Here is a 21,462-nt window from a genome sequence, read left to right as displayed (position 1 = left end):
GCCGGCCGCCAAAGGTTAAAAACGATAAAGGCCCACAAAGGGGCCTTAAAATAAACGATTTGACGGGTTACGCCGGCTGGCTGATGCGCGCCAGCTGTTCGAAATAGTCCGGGAAGGTTTTCGCGGTGCATTTCGGATCGAGAATGGTGACCGGAGTATCCGACAGCGCCACCAGCGAGAAACACATCGCCATGCGGTGATCGTTGTAGGTGCCAATCTCGGCAAACTGCAGTTTGGCCGGCGGCACGACGTGAATGTAGTCTTCGCCTTCGTCCACTTCCGCCCCCACTTTACGCAGCTCGGTGGCCATCGCCGCCAGACGGTCGGTCTCCTTCACCCGCCAGTTGTAGATATTGCGGATGGTGGTCGGCCCCTCGGCGAACAGCGCTGCGGTGGCGATGGTCATCGCCGCGTCAGGAATGTGGTTCATGTCCATGTCGATACCGCGCAGTTCACCGCGGCTGCATTCGATGAAATCGTCGCCCCAGGTAATGCGCGCGCCCATTTTCTCCAGCACGTCGGCAAACTTGGTGTCGCCCTGCACGCTTTTGCGGCCGATGCCGGTCACGCGCACGGTGCCGCCTTTGATAGCCGCCGCCGCCAGGAAGTAAGAGGCGGAAGAAGCGTCGCCCTCAACCAGGTAATCGCCCGGCGCGATATACGTCTGGCGCCCCTGGATATGGAACACCCGGTAGTTGTCGTGACTCACCGATATGCCGAAGGTGCGCATCAGATGCAGCGTGATGTCGATGTACGGCTTGGAAACCAGCTCGCCCTTGATGTGGATCTGCGTATCCTGCGGCGCCAGCGGCGCGGTCATCAGCAACGCGGTCAGGAACTGGCTGGAGACGCTGCCGTCAACGGTGACGTCGCCGCCCTGGAAGCCGCCGCGCAGGCGAATCGGCGGGTAATCGGTCTGCTCGAGGTAATCAATCTGCGCCCCGCCCTGGCGCAGCGCGTCCACCAGATGGCCGATCGGGCGCTCTTTCATGCGCGGTTCGCCGGTCAGCACCACGTCGCCTTCGCCGAGGCACAGCGCCGCCGCCAATGGACGCATCGCCGTCCCGGCATTGCCGAGGAACAGTTCCAGCGGCCGTTCGGCCACCAGCGGGCCGGCCACGCCGGTCACTTCGCACAGGGTGCGATCGGCGGAAAGCTGGTAGTTCACGCCCAACGCCTGCAGCGCGTTCAGCATATGACGCACGTCGTCGCTGTCCAGCAGGTTGGTCAGCCGGGTCGTTCCTTTCGCCAGCGCCGCCAGCAGCAGAGCGCGGTTAGAAACGCTCTTGGAGCCGGGTAAGTTGACGGTGCCATTGACCAGGGCGACCGGGTGTAACGTCAGGGAATCCACCATGTGAACAAAACTCTCCAATTCTGATAAACGAAACGGCTCCGGAATAATGCCGGAGCCGCTTTAATGCAAAAGGACAACAGCCTGAGCAGCCCGCGCCGGGCGGGCTGACGGAATCAACCGTGACGACGTTCGAAGTCGGCCATGAAGTCGGTCAGCGCCTGCACGCCGGCCAGCGGCATGGCATTGTAAATAGAAGCGCGCATCCCGCCAACTACCCGGTGGCCTTTCAGCGCCTGCAGGCCGATGGCTTCGGCTTCGCTGAGGAACACCTTGTCCAGCGCCGCATCGGCCAGCTGGAACGGCACGTTCATCCAGGAACGGTTGGCGATCGCCACCTGGCTGCGGTAAAAGTCGGATTTATCGATGGTCGCGTACAGCAGTTCGGCCTTGGCCTGATTGCGTTTTTGCATCTCCACCAGGCCACCCTGCTCTTTCAGCCATTTGAACACCAGCCCCGACAGGTACCAGGCGAAGGTTGGCGGGGTGTTGAACATCGAGTCGTTCTCGGCCAGCACGGTGTAGTCGAGGATCGACGGCACTTCTTTGCGCGCCTTACCCAGCAGATCGTCACGTACGATCACCAGCGTCAGGCCAGCCGGGCCGATATTTTTCTGCGCGCCGGCGTAAATCACGCCGAAACGGCTGACGTCGAGCGGGCGGGACAGGATGGTCGAGGAGTAATCGCCGATTACCACCTTGTCGCCGAAGTCCGGCGTTTCATCGATGGCCACGCCGTCGATGGTCTCATTCGGGCAATAGTGGACATAAGCCGCGTCGTCGCTGAGCTGCCACGCTTTCATCGGCTTGATGCCGCTCAGGCCGTCGATACGGGTTTTCACGTCGATGACGTTCGGGGCGCAATACTTTTCCGCTTCCTTGATGGCGCTGTGCGCCCAATAGCCGCCGTCGATATAGTCGGCGGTGGCCTTGTCGCCCAACAGGTTCAGCGGCAGCGCGGCGAACTGCGCGCGGGCGCCGCCGTGGCAAAACAGCACTTTATAGTTGGAGGGGACTTTCAGCAGATCGCGCAGATCTTGTTCCGCCTGCTCGGCAACGGCGATGAATTCTTTGCTGCGGTGACTGATCTCCATCACTGACGTGCCCAGCCCGTGCCAGTTGCACAGTTCCTGTTCCGCACGACGCAACACTTCCACCGGCAGCATCGCCGGGCCAGAGCTAAAATTATAAACCTGAGTCATTTCCCCTCACCACATTCACTGTCACTGTTCGCCGCAGAAAAGCGACCTGTCGAAAAGACGCCCGAAGTTAACGCTCGCGTTAACCAACCCATCGGTTTTATCACTCACGCCCCATGGCTGCAACGCTTATTCGCCCGTCGGCGGCAAACGGCCGCGCCGGGTGATGACAGGCTCTGCGGCCGTCGCGATTGTTTGGACGATAAAACCCTGTGATATGGGGAAATTCAGCGGGTTAACGCGGTGTTTTATGCTGTATTCAGCCAAGATGGCTGCGAGAGCCCGGCCGGCCCCCGCAGGAGAGAAAACGATCAGTACTGATTGAACATCTGCTGGATCTGCTTCGCGTCTTTGGTTTGCGTCAGCGCCAGCTGCAGCAGTATGCGCGCTTTTTGCGGATTCAGCGTGCCGGCGGCCACAAAGCCGTACTTGGCGTCGTCCACTTCCGCATCTTCGGTGGTGGCGCCGGTCGGCACGCGCGATGAGCGCACCACCGCCACACCATTGTGCGCCGCCGTCGCCAGGGTGTCGAACACGGTTTTATACAGGTTGCCGTTGCCGACCCCGGCGCTGACGATGCCCTGGTAGCCTTCGGCGATCAGCGCCTTGGCCGGCGCATCGGAGGCGTTGGCATAGTTGTAGATGATGCCGACCTTCGGCAATTCGTTCAGCTTGCTGACGTCGAACGGCGTATCCCGGGTATGCTTACGCTGCGGCGAGCGCTGGTAATCGATCTTGCCGTTGTGGATATACCCCAGCGGGCCGTAGTTCGGCGACTGGAAGGTCTGCACGGCGGTGGTGTTGGTCTTGGTGACGTCGCGCGCATCCAGCACGGTGTCGTTCATCGCCACCAGCACCCCGCGGTTGGCCGATTGCGGATCCGCCGCCGTCACCACCGCGTTGTACAGATTGAACGGGCCGTCGGCGCTCATCGCCGTCGCCGGCCGCATCGCCCCTACCAGCACCACCGGCTTGTCGCATTTCACCGTCAAATCGAGGAAATAGGCCGTCTCCTCCAGCGTATCGGTGCCGTGGGTGATGACGAAGCCGTCGGTCTTGCCGCAGTCGGCGTCAATTTTCTTCGCCAGCGTCAGCCAGACCTGATCGTTCATGTCCTGCGAGCCGATGTTCACCACCTGCTCCCCCTGCACGTTGGCGACGTTTTTCAGCTCCGGCACCGCATCGACCAGCGCCTCGACGCCCAGCTTGCCCGCGGTATAGTTGGATTTCGTCGCCGACTCACCGCCGCCGGCGATAGTGCCGCCGGTCGCCAGCAGGGTGATGTTGGGCAGCGCCAGCGCCGAGGCGCTGAAGCCGGTCAACAAGAGGGTTAACGCGCTGAGTTTCACTGATTTCATTAGATTTCTCCGTGACAGATAACTCGCTGAATTATGGCCCCTATCCTTAAAAAAACTGTGACTTTGCCGCCGCTTTAGGAATGACGCAAAACCCCGTATCTGCGCCGTGATGCGGGCAGCAGGCTATTTGAGGTGGGGTTTAGCATTGAGAAGGTGTCGCCCAGGCCACCGGCCATCGCAACTTGAATCTGCTTTGGCAGGTATACACTGAGTTATACCCTCAATCGCTGAATGAGAAATTGTAGAGTGGATTGATTTAATTGCTATACGTTAGTCAACCAGAACACACAAAAATATTATCAATCGAAAAATCGAATTGCAGGCATTGAAAAATGCCTGCTTAACGATTGACATTTAACAACCGCTAGAGCTAGAGAAATAAGTCATATTAAAATTACACCATCCCATGGCTTCCACATCTGCAACAGAAAAACTACCGCTAGCGCCTAAGTCAGAATTAAAGTTAGCATTGTAAGATCCGATACCTACATCTATATTTGGAGCCGTTTGATAGCCGTTCTGAATTCCATTGTAAATTTCTCCGGCCGCATACCCGCCGAGGGCCCCAGCATAGGGATTACCGCCACCGAGCCAAGTACCGGCGACAGTGCCGGCCAGTTGAGCTATTTGTTCACCGCCCGCACCTGTAACTCGATTAATTTCACTCAAATTAAGTTCTTTCATCTTTACGTTCCTGTAAATTTAAGTTAAACAATGAAAAAACAAAGCCCACAATAAAACAAATGCCAAAAATCACGATAAAGAAATAACTTCCATCATGAACACCTTCACTAATATAATTTACAACACTGAATATTGAAAAAATATATAACGAATTTCTTAACCATCGTTTATAAAAAGCACTATCTAATGAAAATTTCATTTTATACCTCTATAACTGTCATCTCCCCTAACCATGATAATTAATGAGAAAACTAAAAATGCAAATCATTTAATCTGTATTTCCCATTCGCCCATGACTAAAGCTATATTTATGGTTCTGAGGGAGCGGCAGTTTTACAACCCAGGCAAATGAGTTTGATTATCATTCTCATTTTTCCGGTGAATGTCAAGAGCTTTTAACCTATGGATTCATGGTGTCACGCCACCAAGACGATGCGCAGCCTCTCGCTTGATGTTTCTGCATCTCGTTGCTGTGAGGTCGGTTCAAAAAACAGAAGGATAGCCATATAAATCATTTATATATAAATATTGAACCGACTGAACCGACTGAACCTACCCTTTTTTCTCTCACGTGTGAGAAGATATCCCTCAAGGTTGAGGTAACCCTCAGGGTAACGCCATCTTCATGGCAGGCTGTTTTGGTGTTCAGTTCGGCCCCACCACGTACCCCGCGTTTTGCTGCAAGAATGAGAAAACGTCAAAAAACACCGGAACAATATACAGCCTAATTTTCAATCAACATTTTGAAAATTAAAGGTAAAACAAAAACACCTGTCAACATGAAAACATGAAATGAAGACAATGACGCAAACTTTTATCCCCGGTAAAGATGCCGCCCTGGAAGACTCCATCGCCCGTTTCCAGCAGAAACTGAGCGATCTCGGTTTCAACATCGAAGAAGCCTCCTGGCTGAACCCGGTGCCGCACGTGTGGTCGGTGCACATTCGCGATCGCGATTGCCCGCTGTGCTTCACCAACGGCAAAGGCGCCAGCAAAAAAGCCGCGCTGGCCTCCGCGCTGGGTGAATATTTCGAGCGCCTGTCCACCAACTACTTCTTCGCCGATTTCTATCTGGGCCGGCAGATCGCCGAAGGCGACTTCGTGCACTACCCGAATGAGAAATGGTTCCCGATCCCTGAAGACGACGCGCTGCCGGCCGGCATCCTCGACGAACGCCTGCACGCCTTCTACGATCCGCAGCAAGAGCTGAGCGCCAGCGATCTTGTCGATCTGCAGTCCGGCAACGCCGATCGCGGCGTGTGCGCGCTGCCGTTTACCCGCCAGTCCGATCAGCAAACCGTGTACATCCCGATGAACATCATCGGCAACCTGTATGTTTCCAACGGCATGTCCGCCGGCAACACCGCCAACGAAGCGCGCGTGCAGGGCCTGTCGGAAGTGTTCGAGCGCTATGTGAAAAACCGCATCATCGCCGAATCCATCAGCCTGCCGGCGATCCCGGACGAAGTGCTGAACCGCTACCCGGGCGTGGTGGAAGCCATCGCCAAACTGGAAGAGGAAGGTTTCCCGATCCTCTCCTATGACGCCTCGCTGGGCGGCAACTACCCGGTGATCTGCGTGGTGCTGTTCAACCCGACCAACGGCACCTGCTTCGCCTCGTTCGGCGCGCACCCGGACTTCGGCGTGGCGCTGGAACGCACGGTGACCGAACTGCTGCAGGGCCGCAGCCTGAAAGATCTCGACGTGTTCACCGCGCCGACCTTCGATGACGAAGAAGTGGCGGAACACACCAACCTGGAAACGCACTTCATCGACTCCAGCGGCCTGATCTCCTGGGATCTGTTCAAACAGGACGCGGATTACCCGTTCGTTGACTGGAACTTCAGCGGCAGCACGCAGGAAGAGTTCGCCACCCTGATGAGCATCTTCGACAAGGAAGACGCGGAAGTGTACATCGCCGACTACGAGCACCTGGGCGTCTACGCTTGCCGCATCATCGTGCCGGGCATGTCCGACATTTATCCGGCGGAAGACCTGCTGCTGGCCAACAACAGCATGGGCGCGCACCTGCGCGACACGCTGCTGGCGCTGCCGGGCAGCGAGTGGGAGCCGGAAGAGTACCTGGCGCTGATCGAGCAACTGGATGACGAAGGGCTGGACGATTTCACCCGCGTACGCGAACTGCTGGGCATTGCCAGCGGCAAAGACAACGCCTGGCATACCCTGCGCGTGGGCGAGCTGAAGGCGATGCTGGCGCTGGCGGGCGGCGATCTGGATCAGGCACTGATCTGGACCGAATGGACGCAGGATTTCAACGCCTCGGTGCTGAGCCCGGCGCGCAGCAACTACTACCGCTGCCTGCAAACGCTGCTGCTGCTGGCGCAGGAGCCTGAACGCGAAGCGGCGCAATACTATACCGCGTTCGTGAAGATGTATGGCCAGGAAGCGGTCGACGCCGCCTCCGCCGCCATCAGCGGTGAAGAACGCTTCAACGGGCTGTTCGCCGTCTATGCCGATCTGAAGGCGCTGCCGGCCCATCAGGCGCTGCTGGCGGCCTACGAGAAGCTGCAGGCGGCCAAACGCCGCCACTGGGCCAAGGCCTAAGCGTCATCAGGGGCACTGCCACTTTGGGAGTACCCCTGCTGCCAAACGCCGCACGCCGTTGCGGCGTTTTCATTTTTGCGGTTTATTTCAACGCATGCGGTTTTATTTTTTCGCCGGAAAATAGGCGGTTAAACGACCATAAAAATAAATAAACCGTCAATTGTTGCCGGACGGTGAAATAATAATTAACCGATAATTAAACTTTCAGCGCTGCGCGGCGACAAAACGCCTAAAAATTTAACTTTAGCGCCTGCGGCCCACCCTGCGCATTCAAAAAAATTTGCAAACATTAAAAAATTGTTTTATCTTAGAAATCAATAAATTAACCACAAAAACCACACAAAAAACACGTCATTTTGCCGCTCTACTTCCCCGCCTTATGATCCAAATCAAATTTTCCCCTATACTGCTTTGCTAGTATCTCATTGCGTTGTTTTAACCCTTAAGAGCGAGAGTTAGTTTGAAAACTGACAGCCCCTTCGATCTGATTTTACCTGCGGCAACGGCGAAAATCGCTGAAGATGCCGGCGTGTATAAAGCCACCAAACATCCGCTGAAAACGTTTTATTTGGCGATCACCGCCGGTGTCTTCATTTCCATCGCCTTCGTCTTCTACATCACGGCGACCACCGGCACCGCCGGCGTGCCTTTCGGGCTGGCGAAACTGGTCGGCGGCATCTGCTTCTCTCTCGGGTTAATGCTGGTGGTGGTGTCGGGCGCCGACCTGTTCACCTCTACCGTGCTCATCGTCATCGCCAAGGCCAGCGGCCGCATCAGCTGGGGCCAGCTGGGCGCCAACTGGCTGAACGTTTATCTCGGCAATCTGGTCGGCGCGCTGTTCTTCGTGGCGCTGATCTGGTTCTCCGGCGAGTATATGGTCGCCAACGGCCAGTGGGGGCTGAATGTCCTGCAAACCGCAGACCACAAGCTGCATCACACCTTTATCGAAGCCGTGTGCCTCGGCATTCTGGCTAACCTGATGGTCTGCCTGGCGGTCTGGATGAGCTACTCCGGCCGCACCCTGACCGACAAGATGCTCGCCATGGTGCTGCCGGTCGGGATGTTTGTCGCCAGCGGCTTCGAGCACAGCATCGCCAACATGTTTATGATCCCTATGGGCATCGTGGTCAAACACTTCGCCACGCCGGAATTCTGGCAAGCCGTAGGGGCGGTACCTGAGCAATTCGCTCATCTGACAGTAAGCAACTTCATCATCGACAACCTGATTCCGGTCACCATCGGCAACATCATCGGTGGCGGTCTGCTGGTTGGGTTGACTTACTGGGTAATTTATCTGCGCGGGGGCCGCGAACAGCACTAAGCTGTGAGTTACCGCGCGCAGAGTTAGAAATCCACAATCAAAGGTAGGTGTACAATGACCGAACTTAACGAGAAATTAGCCAACGCTTGGGAAGGTTTCAGCAAGGGTGACTGGCAGAATGAAGTCAACGTTCGTGACTTCATCCAGAAAAACTACACGCCTTATGAAGGTGACGAGTCCTTCCTGGCTGGGGCAACTCAGGCCACCACCACCTTGTGGGACAAGGTTATGGAAGGGATCAAACTGGAAAACCGCACTCACGCGCCGGTTGATTTCGACACCAACGTTGCTTCAACCATCGTTTCTCACGACGCGGGTTACATCGCCAAAGAGCTGGAAACCATCGTGGGTCTGCAGACCGACGCCCCTCTGAAACGCGCGCTGATCCCGTTCGGCGGCATCAAAATGGTCGAAGGTTCGTGCAAAGTGTACGGCCGCGAGCTGGATCCGCAGCTGAAAAAAGTGTTCACCGAATACCGTAAAACCCACAACCAGGGCGTATTCGACGTTTACACCAAAGACATCCTGAACTGCCGTAAATCCGGCGTGCTGACCGGCCTGCCGGACGCCTACGGCCGCGGCCGCATCATCGGCGACTACCGCCGCGTGGCGCTGTACGGTATCGACTTCCTGATGGCCGACAAGCTGAACCAGTTCAAATCGCTGCAGGAAAAACTGGAAAACGGTGAAGATCTGGAAATGACCATCCAGCTGCGCGAAGAGATCGCTGAACAGCACCGCGCTCTGGCTCAGATCAAAGAGATGGCCGCCAAATACGGCTACGACATCTCCGGCCCGGCCACCAGCGCGCAAGAAGCGGTGCAGTGGACCTACTTCGGCTACCTGGCCGCGGTGAAATCCCAGAACGGCGCAGCCATGTCCTTCGGCCGCGTGTCCACCTTCCTCGACGTGTTCATCGAGCGCGACATCAAGGCGGGCAAACTGACCGAAGAACAAGCGCAGGAACTGATCGACCACCTGGTGATGAAACTGCGTATGGTGCGCTTCCTGCGTACCCCTGAGTACGATGAGCTGTTCTCTGGCGACCCAATCTGGGCAACGGAATCCCTGGCCGGTATGGGCGTTGACGGCCGCACCCTGGTCACCAAAAACAGCTTCCGCTTCCTGAACACCCTGTACACCATGGGGCCGTCTCCGGAGCCGAACATGACCATCCTGTGGTCTGAGAAGCTGCCGCTGAACTTCAAGAAATTCGCGGCGAAAGTGTCCATCGACACCTCTTCCGTTCAGTACGAAAACGACGACCTGATGCGCCCTGACTTCAACAACGATGACTACGCCATCGCTTGCTGCGTCAGCCCGATGATCGTCGGCAAACAAATGCAGTTCTTCGGTGCCCGCGCCAACCTGGCGAAAACCATGCTGTACGCCATCAACGGCGGCGTTGACGAAAAACTGAAAATGCAGGTCGGCCCTAAAGAAGCGCCGATGATGGACGAAGTGCTGGACTATGACAAAGTCATGGCGCGCATGGACCACTTTATGGATTGGCTGGCCAAGCAGTACGTGACCGCGCTGAACATCATTCACTACATGCACGACAAGTACAGCTACGAAGCTGCGCTGATGGCACTGCATGACCGTGACGTTTATCGCACCATGGCTTGCGGCATCGCCGGCCTGTCCGTGGCGGCCGACTCCCTGTCTGCCATCAAGTACGCGAAAGTCACCACCATTCGCGACGAAGACGGCCTGGCCATCGACTTCAAAGTGGAAGGCGAGTATCCGCAGTTCGGTAACAACGACGCCCGCGTCGATGACATCGCCTGCGACCTGGTGGAACGTTTCATGAAGAAAATTCAGAAACTGCGCACCTACCGCAATGCGGTACCGACCCAGTCCGTACTGACCATCACCTCCAACGTGGTGTACGGTAAGAAAACCGGTAACACCCCGGATGGCCGCCGCGCAGGCGCACCGTTCGGCCCAGGTGCCAACCCGATGCACGGCCGCGACCAGAAAGGCGCAGTAGCCTCCCTGACCTCGGTAGCCAAACTGCCGTTTGCCTACGCGAAAGACGGGATCTCCTACACCTTCTCCATCGTGCCTAACGCGCTGGGTAAAGACGACGACGTGCGTAAAGCCAACCTGGCGGGCCTGATGGATGGTTACTTCCACCATGAAGCCTCCATCGAAGGCGGCCAGCACCTGAACGTCAACGTGATGAACCGCGAAATGCTGCTGGACGCGATGGAAAACCCTGAGAAATACCCTCAGCTGACCATCCGCGTTTCCGGTTACGCCGTGCGCTTCAACTCGCTGACCAAAGAGCAGCAGCAGGACGTGATTACTCGTACCTTCACTCAAACGATGTAATACGCCGGCCGGGCGGGAAACTGCTCGGCACCAACGCAGGGGCCGGTTTTGCCGGCCCTTTTCTCCCACCGCTCTCCCCTGACTCTGTACGAGTCTGTTTTGCCGGACATCTATACTGAATGGATAGCCGGCAAAACAGTTATCCGGCAACTGACCGGCCGACAGGCATCATTACCCCGGTGGCGGTTCCACCCGCTGCTGCATCGCAGATACCTGGCCGGCGGCCACGCGCCTATTTTTAGACTGCGTTTGACAGTCAATATTGGAGAAAACCCCGCAATGTCAGCAATTGGTCGCATCCACTCCTTCGAATCCTGCGGCACCGTCGATGGGCCAGGGATCCGCTTTATCGTCTTCTTCCAGGGCTGCCTGATGCGCTGCCTCTATTGCCATAACCGCGACACCTGGGACACCCACGGCGGCAAGGAAGTGACCGTCGAAGAGCTGATGAAAGACGCGGTGGCCTACCGCCACTTCATGAACGCCTCCGGCGGCGGCGTGACCGCGTCCGGCGGCGAGGCGATCCTGCAGGCTGAATTCGTGCGCGACTGGTTCCGCGCCTGCCACGCCGAAGGCATCAATACCTGCCTGGACACCAATGGCTTTGTGCGCCGCTACGATCCGGTGATCGACGAGCTGCTGGACACCACCGATCTGGTGATGCTGGATCTGAAACAGATGAACGACGAGATCCACCAGAACCTGGTCGGCGTCTCCAATCACCGCACGCTGGAATTCGCCCGCTACCTGGCGAAACGCAACCAGCGCACCTGGATCCGCTACGTGGTGGTGCCGGGCTGGTCAGACGACGATAAGTCGGCGCACCTGCTGGGCGAGTTCACCAAAGACATGACCAACATCGAGAAAATCGAGCTGCTGCCCTACCACGAGCTGGGCAAGCACAAATGGATAGCGATGGGGGAAGAGTACAAGCTGGACGGCGTGCACCCGCCGAAAGCCGAGACCATGGATCGCGTCAAAGGCATCCTGGAAAGCTACGGCCACAAAGTGATTTACTGATTGGCGCACGCCAAAAGAAAAAACCGGCTCATGGCCGGTTTTTTCATGCTCAGGCGGCGGCGAACGGCGTGTGATGGTGATCCGGCTTCTGTTTCTTCAGCAGCATCAGCAGGTAAACCAGCGCCACGGCGGCGATCATCACGAACAGCACGCGGTCGGAATAGTTTTGCATCAGCAACGCCGTCATCGACGGCCCCAGCAGGCTGCCGATGGTGTAACTCATCAACAGCGCCTGGTTCATCGCCACCAACTCGTGCGGCAGCGCCTTCTCGCAGGCCCAGGACATCGCCACCGGATACAGGGTAAAGCCGGCGCAGCCGAGGATGAACAGCGAAGGCGCCATGGCGTAGTTGCCGAGCATCGCCACGCTGGCGAGGATCACCACGAACACCTGAATGCGCAGCACCAGCAGGCGCCCGTAACGATCGGCCAGGCGCCCGACCGGCCATTGGCCGACGATGCCGGAGCTGACCAGCAGCGCCATCCAGTAACCGACGTTGGCGTCGCTCATGCCCTGATGGGAGAGGTACAACGGCATCAGGCCGTATAGCGAACCGAGCACAATGCCGGAAATGATGCAACCGTTGATGCCGAGGCGCGCGCTGCGGCGTCTCAGCATGGTCCACACCGCCGCCTGCTGCGGCTCGTCTTCATGGCGGTTGACCCGCGCGAACAGCATCGGCAGCATGGCGCTAATCACAATGGCGGTCACCCACGGCACCACGTGCAGCAACTCGGTCGAGGTCATGCTCAACAGCAATTGGCCGGTCACCGTACCAAGGTAATAAACGATCATATAGGCCGCCAGCAGCTGGCCGCGGTTGCTCAGGTTGCCGCTGCGCAACAGCGCGCTCTCCACGATCACCCAGATCCAGGCGCAGCCGACGCCGGCGAAGAAGCGCCAGCCCAGCCAGCTCCAAAAATCGATCGACAGCACCATGCCGGCAGTCGCGGCGGCGAACACCAGACAAGAAAGATGATAGCTGCGGGTAAAACCGACGCGCTGGATCAGTTTGCCCGCCACCAGCGTGCCCAACAGGTTGCCGCTGAAATAAGAGGAACTGACCATTCCCACCTGCCAGGTCGACAGCTGAGCATGGGTTAACCAAAGAGGCACTAACGTATTCAAAACGGCAATGGATACCGTGAGCAACAAAAGGCCGCAGAGCAATAAGAGCACTGGGCGGGAGTATGCGGACATAGTGAAATTGTGACCGAACGCGCAATGAGAGTGCGCGCATCATGCCACTGGCGATAAAAAAGTCAATCGCCTCTTATCATTGCACCGCACGATTTGTTTCCGGCTAACCGGCTGAAAAAGCGCTATGCTCAGCGCAGGGCGAATTTGACGATGGAGAAGCAAGATGAGTCAGGCAAATGATGCGGCGGTAGAGGCCCTGCTGGCGGACATCGGCAGCACGCACGGCGAACTGCTGGAGATCGTACAGCAGGTGCGCCGGATAGCTGCAGCGTGCGGCAACGGCGTCACCGAATCGGTCAAATACGGCGGCATCATGTTCTCGCATAGCCAATTTTTCTGCGGCGTTTTCGCCTATCGCCACCACGTCACGGTGGAGTTCGGCCACGGCTACCGATTGGAAGATCGTTATCTCCAGCTCGAAGGCAGCGGCCAGTATCGGCGGCACATCAAGCTCCACTCGCCCGACGAGGTGAAAAGCAAACATCTGGCGGACTACATTCAACAGGCTTATGCGCTGACTACGGGCTGAATTCTCGACATAAAAAAAGCGCCCGCAGGCGCTTTTTTCGTGGTTTGCCGTTTAGCCGATATATTCCAGGCCGCCCATATAAGGACGCAGCACTTCAGGCACCTGAATGCGGCCGTCGGCCTGCTGGTAGTTTTCCAGCACCGCCACCAGCGTACGGCCAACCGCCAGGCCGGAGCCGTTCAGGGTGTGAACCAGGCGCGGTTTCTTGTCGGCTTTGCTGCGGCAGCGCGCCTGCATGCGACGCGCCTGGAAGTCCCACATGTTGGAGCAGGACGAGATCTCGCGGTAGGTATCCTGCGCCGGCAGCCACACTTCCAGATCGTAAGTTTTGCACGCGCCGAAGCCCATGTCGCCGGTGCACAGCAGCACCTTGCGGTAAGGCAGGTTCAGCAGCTGCAGCACTTTTTCCGCGTGGCCGGTCAGCTCTTCCAGGGCATCCATCGAATCTTCCGGACGAACGATCTGCACCATCTCGACCTTGTCGAACTGGTGCATGCGGATCAAACCGCGGGTGTCGCGGCCGTAAGAACCGGCTTCCGCGCGGAAGCATGGCGTGTGTGCAGTCATTTTCAGCGGCAGAGTTTCCTCTTCCACGATCTCGTCGCGCACCAAGTTGGTCAGCGGCACTTCCGCCGTTGGGATCAGCGCGTAGTTGCTGCTGTCGGCTTCTTCTTCCAGCGGACGGGTATGGAACAGGTCTTCGCCGAACTTCGGCAGCTGGCCGGTACCGTACAGCGTGGCGTGGTTAACCAGATAAGGCACATAGGCCTCCAGGTAGCCGTGCTGCTCGGTGTGCAGATCCAGCATGAACTGGGACAGCGCGCGGTGCATGCGGGCGATTTGCCCTTTCATCACCACGAAGCGCGAACCGGTCAGCTTAACCGCGGCGGCAAAATCCAGCCCGCCGGCCATTTCGCCCAGATCGACGTGATCGCGCACCGCGAAGTCGTACTGGCGCGGTTCGCCCCAGCGGGCAACTTCCAGGTTTTCGCTGTCGTCTTTACCATCCGGCACGGCGTCGTCCGGCAGGTTAGGCAGCGTCAGGGCGTAATCGCGGATCTCGCTCTGCAACGCATCCAGCGCCGCCTTGGCGGCATCCAGCTTGTCACCCAGCTCGTTCACTTCGCGACGCAGCGGCTCGATGTCTTCCCCACGCGCTTTGGCCGCGCCGATGGATTTCGATCGGGAGTTGCGTTCCGCTTGCAGCGTTTCAGTTTCTACCTGCAGAACTTTGCGACGTTCTTCCTGCGAACGCAGCAGATCCAGATCGAGTTTAAAGCCTCGGCGAGCCAGTTTGACGGCGACTGCGTCTAGCTCATTACGCAGCAGATTGGGATCGAGCATGCTAATCCTGTGCTTGTTGTTATTGAAAGAAGTGTTGTTGTTCTATGCGGCTGATTTATAGCCGCATAAAAGAAGAGTGATACCCGCTAACCTTACCGCAACGGCCTCGCTAGCGGTAGCGTTTTGTCGGGCTATTTTGATCCTGCTCAGCCAGCCATGCCAACTTTTCGCCGATTTTCCCTTCCAGCCCGCGCGAGGTCGGTTGATAGTAGCGCGTATGGGCCATTTCGGGCGGGAAATAGTTCTCGCCAGCGGCGTAGGCGTTGGGTTCGTCGTGGGCGTAACGGTACTCCGCCCCCAGCCCCATTTCCTTCATCAGCTTGGTCGGCGCGTTGCGCAGGTGCTCCGGCACGTCATAATCGGCCTGCTCTTTGGCGTCGCGCATGGCAGCCTTGAACGCGGTGTAAACCGCATTGCTCTTCGGCGCGCAGGCCAGGTAGACGATCGCCTGCGCGATGGCGCGTTCGCCCTCCGCTGGCCCCACGCGGGTGAAGCAATCCCAGGCTGCGATCGCCACCTGCATGCCGCGCGGATCGGCGTTGCCCACGTCTTCAGAGGCAATCGCCAACAGACGGCGCGCCACGTAGAGCGGATCGCCGCCGGCGGTAATGATGCGCGCATACCAATACAGCGCGGCGTCCGGCGCCGAGCCGCGCACCGATTTATGCAGCGCGGAAATCAGATCGTAATAACGGTCGCCCTTGTTGTCGAAGCGCGCGCTGCGCTCGCCCGACACTTCTTTCAGCAGCTCCGGCGTCAGCACCCGCACGCCTTTGGCGTCCAACTCCGCCATGTCGGCCATCATTTCCAGGCTGTTCAGCGCCCGGCGTGCGTCGCCGCCCACCAGCTCCGACAGCAGGCGGCGCGTTTCCGCCGGCAGCTCGATATTCTGGCCGCCAAAGCCGCGCGCCTTGTCGCCCATCGCCTGATCCAGCACCTGGCCGATATCTTCGGCAGTCAGCGCCTTCAGCAGGTAAACGCGGGCGCGGGACAACAGCGCCGAGTTCAGCTCGAACGACGGGTTTTCGGTGGTGGCGCCGATAAAGGTGATGGTGCCGTCTTCGATGTGCGGCAGGAAAGCGTCCTGCTGGCTCTTATTGAAGCGGTGCACTTCGTCGACGAACAGGATGGTGCGGCGGCCGGCGTCGCGATTTTGCCGCGCCCGCTCGATCGCCTCGCGGATTTCCTTGATACCGGAGGTCACGGCGGAGATCCGTTCGACATCCGCCTGGCCGTAACGGCCGATCAGTTCTGCCAGCGTCGTCTTCCCGGTGCCCGGCGGCCCCCATAAAATCATCGAGTGCAGCTGCCCGGCCTCAATGGCGCGCGGCAGCGGCTTGCCGGCGGCCAGCAGGTGCTGCTGGCCGATATACTGCGCCAGCGTGGTCGGCCGCATACGCGCGGCCAACGGCTGGAACTCGTTCTGGGAAAAATCGAGCGACAGATTATTACTCACTTGCACCTCACTGGCGCTGGTCGTCCAGCGTCACCCCCTTAGGCGGGGTAAATTTGAATTTGGCCGGATCGGCGGCGACGTTCTGCTGGCTTTTCAGCGTGTAGGAACTGCGCTGGCCGTCCTGCTCCACCGCGGCGAAGCTGCGGATGGTGCCGCTGTTGGTCACGCTGATGGCGAACTGCTTCAGGTTGCCGCTGGCGGACTTCGGCGTCAGCTCGAAATCATCGCCCTTTTGCTTCACGTTGTACTGTTTCCAGTCGCTGGCATTATTGCGGGTGATCAGCATAAACGGCGTATTGCCGGTGGCGTTCTTCAGCCAGGTCGCCGTCACCTGCTCGACGAACGGGTTATAGAACCACAGGGTTTGGCCATCGGAGACCAGCACGCTCTCATCGGGTGACGTCATATGCCAGTTGAACAGGTTCGGCCGCTTCACCCACAGCTCGCCTTCCCCCTGTTGCACCGCGGCACCGTCGGCGCTGGTCACGGTTTGCGAGAAGCTGGCGTGGAAACTGTTCACCTTCGCCAGGCGACTTTGCAGATCCTGTGCGGCATCGGCCAGCACGGAAGTAGAAGCGAATCCCGAAAGCAGACAGCAGGCAACTAACAGTTTTTTCATTATTCCAGATACCTTATGAAATGCGTTAACCGCAGGGCGACGCCGTGCGGGTCAAATCAACCCTTTACCCGGTTACTTTACCCGAAGCCGGCGATCGGCCGGTAGGCCAATGTTCCGAGAAGAAACGGGTTTACGCTTCTTTGCACAAGGGCCGCTTAAGCGGCCCTTTCTTATTGAATTGCAATGGCTAAACGACCATCAATCGTGCCGCGGCGGCGCCAGCACCTCGCGGTTGCCGTTGTGCCCCTGCTCGCTGACGATGCCCTGCGCTTCCATCTGTTCGATGATGCGCGCCGCGCGGTTATAGCCGATACGGAACTGGCGCTGTACGCCGGAGATGGAGGCGCGGCGTTTATCCACCACGAAATCCACCGCCTGGTCAAACAGCGGATCCAGCTCTTCGTCGCCGTCCATACCACCGCCGGCACCGCCCTCGCCGTCTTCGCCGCCGCTGAGAATGCCCTCTTTATATTGGGGCCGCTCGCGCGCTTTCCAATCCTTGACCACCGCGTGCACTTCCTGATCGCGCACGAATGCGCCATGCACGCGCACCGGAATCGAGGAGTTCGGCGCCAGATAGAGCATGTCGCCCATACCCAGCAAGGACTCGGCGCCCCCCTGATCGAGGATGGTGCGGGAGTCGATCTTGCTCGACACGGTAAAGGCGATACGCGTCGGGATGTTGGCCTTGATAAGACCCGTGATCACATCCACCGACGGACGCTGGGTCGCCAGCACCAGATGGATACCCGCCGCACGCGCTTTCTGCGCCAGGCGAGCGATCAACTCTTCGACCTTCTTGCCGACCGTCATGATCAGATCGGCGAATTCGTCGACCATCACCACGATGTACGGCTCTTTCTCCAACACCGGCGGCGTGATGTCCATGCTGTCGGTCGGCTTCCAGAACGGATCCGGGATCGGACGCCCCATCGCCTCGGCCTGATCGACGCGCTCGTTGTAGCCGGCCAGGTTACGCACGCCCAGGGCAGACATCAGCTTGTAGCGGCGTTCCATTTCCCCCACGCACCAGCGCAGCGCGTTGGCGGCGTCTTTCATGTCGGTGACCACATCGGTCAACAGGTGAGGAATGCCTTCGTAAACCGACAGCTCCAGCATTTTCGGGTCGATCATGATAAAGCGCACTTCTTTCGGCGTGGCTTTATACAGGATGCTCAGGATCATGGCGTTGACCCCGACCGACTTACCGGAACCGGTGGTACCGGCGACCAGCAAGTGCGGCATTTTGCCCAGATCGGCCACCACCGGTTCGCCGGAGATGTCCTTACCCAATACGATGGACAGCGGCGACGGGTTGTCACGGAAGGCCGGGCAATCCAGCACTTCGCGCAGGTACACCGTTTGCCGCTTGGCGTTCGGCAGCTCCAGACCGACGTAAGGCTTGCCGGGGATCACTTCTACCACGCGCACCGCCGACGTCGACAGCGAGCGTGCCAGATCGCGCGACAGGTTGGAAATGCGCGCCGCTTTAACGCCCGGCGCCAGATCCAGCTCGAAGCGGGTGATGACCGGCCCCGGCAGGATGTCCACCACGTCGGCTTTCACGCGGTAATCGGCCAGGCTGGCCTCCACCAGACGCGCCTTCTGTTCCAGCGCGAAGGAGTCGACCGGTTCTACCTCTTTCGGGGCCTCGGTCAGCAGATCCAGCGTCGGCAGCGGCGTGGTCGGCTTCTGCAGCGGCTGATCGTTGCGCATCAGGAACGGGTGAATCAAGCTGTCCATCGCCGGATGCTGCTCGGCCTGAGTTTGCTGAGGCTGCTGCTGCACCGGTTGCTGTGGCTGCTGATATGGCTGCGACGGCTGTTGATACTGTTGTTGCTGCGGCTGCTGGTATTGCTGAGGCTGCGAGTGCGGTTGCTGAGGTTGGGCAACCGGCGCCGCAGGCTCAAACTGGCCGAACGGCACGTCGTCCTGTTGCTCGCTTTGCTGTTCAATGCGCTCTTCAAGCTGCGGAGACAGCGTGAACATCGGCTCGCTCGGGCCATCATCCACCAGATCCGCCATCGGCGAGAAGCTGAAAGCATTGCGGGTATCGACCGGGCTGGCGGCCGGCGCTTGCGGAGCAGCCGCTTGCTGGCCGTAGCGCGCCTGCTGCTGCTCGGCGAACGCCTGGCGCAGCGCGGCCTCTTGCAGCGCCTCTTCGTCGTCCTGTTGATAGCCTTCGCCGTAGCGTTGGTTCTGCTGCTCGGCAAACGCCTTGCTCAGCTCGGCTTCCTGCAGGGCGCTCTCGTCATCTTGTTGCTCCGGCGCGTAGCTTTCGCCGTAGCGTTGGCTTTGCTGCTCGGCAAACGCCTGACGCAGCGCGGCTTCCTGCAGCGCCTCTTCTTCCTGCGGGCTCACCGCCGTCGGCTGCTGAGGATCCGCCTGGCGCTGTTCCTGCTCGGCCGCACGCTGCGAAGGCAGCTTGATGCCGTAAGAAGCCAGCTCGCGACGGGTCGGGATGCGCACCGGGTTCGGCCGCGGGAGCTCAGGGCCGATGCCCTGCTTAACCTGCGGATTGCCGTCGCTGGTGGCCGTGAAGGCCGGCATGAAGGTCGCCGCTGCGGCGCCCGCAGCGGCAGCGGCTGCCGTATCCAGCTGTGGCTTGGCACCGGTAGCGCTGAAACCACCCGCTCCGCTGACGTCGGCGCTGTCGCGCTGCGCGGCGGTAAAATCAAAGGGAGAACGCGCCGGCGGCTGCGGCGCAGCCGGCTCTTGCCAATTACCGAGACGCGGCTCATCGTCATCCTGATAAGGATCGACAGGACGCGTCGCCTTCGGTGCAGGCGTTTCTTCCGGAATTTCGAAGGAGTACAGCGGCGGCGTGGCGTCTTGCGCCGGCGCACTCACCGGGTGCTGATTGACCGAGGCCGGCGCAGCCGGCGCCACCGTTACCGACGGCGCCTGAGCGGCGATCGGCGCTGCAACGGGCTCGTGGATCGCTGCCTTCACCGCCGGTGCAGGCGAAGCCGCCGGCGCGATTGGCGCGGCGGCGGCTTCAACCTCACCATCGTCGGCTCGCAGGCCGCTGAGCAACGGATCGGCGGCGTCTTCCGCCGCCTCTTTGGCGCTTTCGGTGACCGAAGGCGCAGAGAACAACACGTCGTCATCGGCGGCCGCGGCTCCGGCGGCGGTCGCGGCAACCGCTGCGGCGGCGCCCTTCCCTGCCTGCTCAGGCTCGTCGTCAACGTAACGCTCGTCATCCTCGAAATAACGCGCTTCGCGACGCGAACGGTTGGTCATGAAGGTCGCGACGCCCAGCACCGCCCCGCCGATCTTCTCGGCGATCACCAGCCAGGACCAGCCGGTAAACAGCGTCAGCCCCGCCGCCCACACGCACAGCAGCGCCAGCGTGGCGCCGATGCCGTTGAACCATGGCAACATGGCGTTGCTCAGCAGGCTGCCGATCACGCCGCCGGAAGCGAAGTAATAGAGATCGTCAACGTTCAGCGCCGCCAGCCCACAGGAGGTAAGCACTAACGCCAGGGTGCCGATCAGGCGCAGGGAGAGCGCGAAATAGTCGACGTAGTCTCTGTTGGCCCGTTGGCGATAGGCCGCCCAGCACAGGACCAGCATGATCGGTGGTATCGCGTAGGCGAGCACCCCGAAGGTGAAGAACAGCGTGTCGGCCAACCAGGCCCCAACACCGCCGCCCAAGTTGTGAATCGGCTCATGCCACGCGGTCTGCGACCAGCTTGGGTCAGACGGGTTGAAACTGACCAGCGCAGCCATGAGGTAAACGGCAAAAATCGCTACCACGATAAGCACAGCCTCCAGCAAACGCCGGCCACTGCTGAGTCTTTTCAGGGTAACTTCTTTATCTTCTGTATATTCCTGGCTCAAGAAAGGCTCTCCAGGTTCCTGTTAGCTGACATAGCAACAGCGCCGAGAAGCTTCCCCGGCGCCGAAACTGTATGAATAAACAGGAGTGTAACCAATTTAATCAGGTTTTGCACCTGCACCTTACCGTGTTTTGATAACCAGACGGTTACTCTGTTTCACTTCTTCCATCACTACGTAGGTACGGGTGTCGTTGACCCCCGGCAAACGCAGCAAGGTTTCGCCCAGCAGTTTACGGTAAGCCGACATGTCCGGTACGCGGGTTTTCAACAGGTAGTCGAAATCACCGGAAACCAGATGACACTCCTGAATCTCTTCAAGCTTCTGCACTGCCGAGTTGAATTGCTCAAACACATCTGGCGCGCCGCGGTTCAGCGTGATCTCCACGAAAACCAGCAGTGACGCATCCAGATAATGCGGGTTAAGCAATGCGGTATAGCCATGAATGAAACCCTGGCGCTCGAGACGGCGCACGCGTTCCAAACATGGTGTCGGGGATAACCCCACGCGCTTCGAAAGCTCGACGTTCGAAATACGCCCATCCTTCTGCAGCTCATTCAGGATGTTGCGGTCGATACGGTCAAGATCTTTACCCGGGCGTTTCTTGTTGTCTGCCATTATTATTGTCTCTCTTATTT

At 58.9% G+C, this 21,462-nt stretch carries 15 protein-coding genes and 1 pseudogene; 6 read left to right on the top strand and 10 right to left on the bottom strand.

Annotation, left to right across the window (positions count from 1 at the left end; genetic code table 11):
- Nucleotides 1–67: 67 nt before the first annotated feature.
- The 3 genes from aroA to ansB all read right to left on the bottom strand — a co-directional run bounded on the left by aroA (nucleotide 68) and on the right by ansB (nucleotide 3,908).
- Entirely contained in the window at nucleotides 68–1,354 is a 1,287-nt protein-coding gene (aroA, locus tag SSARUM_RS08295; protein WP_060429829.1) for a 3-phosphoshikimate 1-carboxyvinyltransferase, read from the bottom strand.
- A gap of 113 nt (nucleotides 1,355–1,467) precedes the next feature.
- Nucleotides 1,468–2,553, bottom strand: a complete 1,086-nt coding sequence (serC, locus tag SSARUM_RS08290; protein ID WP_033646617.1) for a 3-phosphoserine/phosphohydroxythreonine transaminase — start codon at nucleotides 2,551–2,553, stop codon at nucleotides 1,468–1,470.
- Nucleotides 2,554–2,861: 308 nt separating this feature from the next.
- Nucleotides 2,862–3,908 carry an L-asparaginase 2 gene (gene ansB / locus SSARUM_RS08285; protein ID WP_033646620.1) on the bottom strand — a complete coding sequence of 349 codons (1,047 nt, stop codon included), beginning with the start codon at nucleotides 3,906–3,908 and terminating at the stop codon, nucleotides 2,862–2,864.
- 99 nt (nucleotides 3,909–4,007) lie between these two features.
- Between ansB and SSARUM_RS08280 the strand changes: the two are divergent.
- Nucleotides 4,008–4,153 (top strand): annotated as a pseudogene (locus SSARUM_RS08280) (site-specific integrase); the annotation flags it as partial.
- Between the two features lie 109 nt (nucleotides 4,154–4,262).
- Here the strand turns inward: SSARUM_RS08280 and SSARUM_RS08275 are convergent.
- Nucleotides 4,263–4,592 (bottom strand): hypothetical protein, encoded by a 330-nt coding sequence (locus SSARUM_RS08275; protein WP_072264918.1) that lies wholly within the window; start codon nucleotides 4,590–4,592, stop codon nucleotides 4,263–4,265.
- Nucleotides 4,593–5,393: 801 nt separating this feature from the next.
- On the opposite strand from SSARUM_RS08275, the gene ycaO reads away from it, so the two are divergent.
- From ycaO to pflA, 4 genes are all read left to right on the top strand, one after another.
- A complete protein-coding gene (gene ycaO / locus SSARUM_RS08270) occupies nucleotides 5,394–7,157 on the top strand; it encodes a 30S ribosomal protein S12 methylthiotransferase accessory factor YcaO (protein WP_033646622.1) in 1,764 nt (587 codons plus the stop codon).
- Nucleotides 7,158–7,617: 460 nt separating this feature from the next.
- Nucleotides 7,618–8,478 carry a formate transporter FocA gene (gene focA / locus SSARUM_RS08265; protein WP_019454548.1) on the top strand — a complete coding sequence of 287 codons (861 nt, stop codon included), beginning with the start codon at nucleotides 7,618–7,620 and terminating at the stop codon, nucleotides 8,476–8,478.
- Between the two features lie 54 nt (nucleotides 8,479–8,532).
- Nucleotides 8,533–10,815 carry a formate C-acetyltransferase gene (gene pflB, locus SSARUM_RS08260; protein ID WP_004928286.1) on the top strand — a complete coding sequence of 761 codons (2,283 nt, stop codon included), beginning with the start codon at nucleotides 8,533–8,535 and terminating at the stop codon, nucleotides 10,813–10,815.
- A gap of 279 nt (nucleotides 10,816–11,094) precedes the next feature.
- Nucleotides 11,095–11,835 (top strand): pyruvate formate lyase 1-activating protein, encoded by a 741-nt coding sequence (pflA, locus tag SSARUM_RS08255; RefSeq protein WP_033637850.1) that lies wholly within the window; start codon nucleotides 11,095–11,097, stop codon nucleotides 11,833–11,835.
- 49 nt (nucleotides 11,836–11,884) lie between these two features.
- Here pflA and SSARUM_RS08250 read toward each other — a convergent pair whose 3' ends face one another.
- Entirely contained in the window at nucleotides 11,885–13,036 is a 1,152-nt protein-coding gene (locus SSARUM_RS08250) for an MFS transporter (RefSeq protein ID WP_033637849.1), read from the bottom strand.
- A 163-nt stretch (nucleotides 13,037–13,199) separates the two neighbouring features.
- On the opposite strand from SSARUM_RS08250, the gene SSARUM_RS08245 reads away from it, so the two are divergent.
- Entirely contained in the window at nucleotides 13,200–13,565 is a 366-nt protein-coding gene (locus SSARUM_RS08245; RefSeq protein ID WP_039566712.1) for a DUF1801 domain-containing protein, read from the top strand.
- Nucleotides 13,566–13,616: 51 nt separating this feature from the next.
- Here the strand turns inward: SSARUM_RS08245 and serS are convergent, their stop codons facing one another.
- The 5 genes from serS to lrp all read right to left on the bottom strand — a co-directional run bounded on the left by serS (nucleotide 13,617) and on the right by lrp (nucleotide 21,442).
- Nucleotides 13,617–14,909: a serine--tRNA ligase gene (serS, locus tag SSARUM_RS08240; RefSeq protein WP_033637847.1), complete on the bottom strand. Its 1,293-nt coding sequence runs from the start codon at nucleotides 14,907–14,909 to the stop codon at nucleotides 13,617–13,619.
- Nucleotides 14,910–15,018: 109 nt separating this feature from the next.
- Nucleotides 15,019–16,305, bottom strand: coding sequence for a replication-associated recombination protein A (locus SSARUM_RS08235; protein WP_048322053.1), 1,287 nt, complete (start codon nucleotides 16,303–16,305; stop codon nucleotides 15,019–15,021).
- Nucleotides 16,306–16,372: 67 nt separating this feature from the next.
- On the bottom strand, nucleotides 16,373–16,984 hold the full coding sequence (gene lolA / locus SSARUM_RS08230) for an outer membrane lipoprotein periplasmic chaperone LolA (RefSeq protein ID WP_019454555.1): 612 nt from the start codon (nucleotides 16,982–16,984) through the stop codon (nucleotides 16,373–16,375).
- Between the two features lie 198 nt (nucleotides 16,985–17,182).
- Nucleotides 17,183–20,827: a DNA translocase FtsK 4TM domain-containing protein gene (locus SSARUM_RS08225; protein WP_060387540.1), complete on the bottom strand. Its 3,645-nt coding sequence runs from the start codon at nucleotides 20,825–20,827 to the stop codon at nucleotides 17,183–17,185.
- Between the two features lie 120 nt (nucleotides 20,828–20,947).
- Nucleotides 20,948–21,442: a leucine-responsive transcriptional regulator Lrp gene (lrp, locus tag SSARUM_RS08220; protein WP_004928318.1), complete on the bottom strand. Its 495-nt coding sequence runs from the start codon at nucleotides 21,440–21,442 to the stop codon at nucleotides 20,948–20,950.
- Nucleotides 21,443–21,462 lie beyond the last annotated feature (20 nt).

Origin of the sequence: Serratia sarumanii (genome assembly GCF_029962605.1) — a bacterium.
GTDB lineage: Bacteria > Pseudomonadota > Gammaproteobacteria > Enterobacterales > Enterobacteriaceae > Serratia > Serratia sarumanii.
Note: the sequence above shows the minus strand (reverse complement) of the source record. Positions and strands in the feature narration are given on the sequence as shown.